This is a genomic window from Streptomyces sp. UNOC14_S4 (genome assembly GCF_020740835.1).
Taxonomy (GTDB): domain Bacteria; phylum Actinomycetota; class Actinomycetes; order Streptomycetales; family Streptomycetaceae; genus Streptomyces.
Map to the genome: position 1 here is coordinate 1 of NZ_JAINFC010001054.1, position 576 is coordinate 576.

Annotated in this window: 1 protein-coding gene; it reads right to left on the reverse strand. The window is 66.0% G+C overall.

Annotated elements, in window-relative coordinates; all coding sequences use genetic code 11:
- Nucleotides 1-195: 195 nt before the first annotated feature.
- The coding region (locus K6I34_RS37860; RefSeq protein WP_229332525.1) for a transposase at nucleotides 196-576 on the reverse strand (381 nt) is incomplete at its 5' end.

The following is a 576-nucleotide window of genomic DNA, read 5'->3' on the forward strand; positions in this document are numbered from 1 at the left end:
CAATGCCGTTGCTTTTGTGGTTACTGCCACCTGTGGTTGAGCGTGATGATGACCGGCGAACGGCGGTGGCTGGGTGGCTCACCGGGGGCTTTGCTGCTGTACGGAGTGATGCACGACCGCACTTTGCGAGGACATTGGCGTGACCGTCGTCGTGGCAGCAGGCTCCGTCCGATCTCTGCGAGGCCAAGCTGCCGGTCACGTCTGCGGGCCGAGGGGGGAAAAACCGCATGGTGAGATCACCGTGCGGCGGATGACGTGCAAGGCCCGGGTGAACGAGGTCCGGTCGGCGGTGCTCTGATGGAGCCTGGCCGCCTCGTTGAGCAGTGCCCTGGTCGCGTGGTGCACGATCAGGTGGGCGTAGATCTCCTGCCGGACCCCGTCCGGGGTCTGGGAACGCAGGACCGGTCTGCCGCGCTGGTGGGTCTTGATCTCGTCGAAGACGAGCTCGATCTCCCAGCGCCGGGCGTACAAGGCCGCAAGCTCAGCGGCCGGGTACTGCTCGTGGTCAGTCAGGCTCGTGATCAGCCGGACCACGTCGGCCTGGCCGTCGAGCTGGTACTCGATCACCCGGACTAG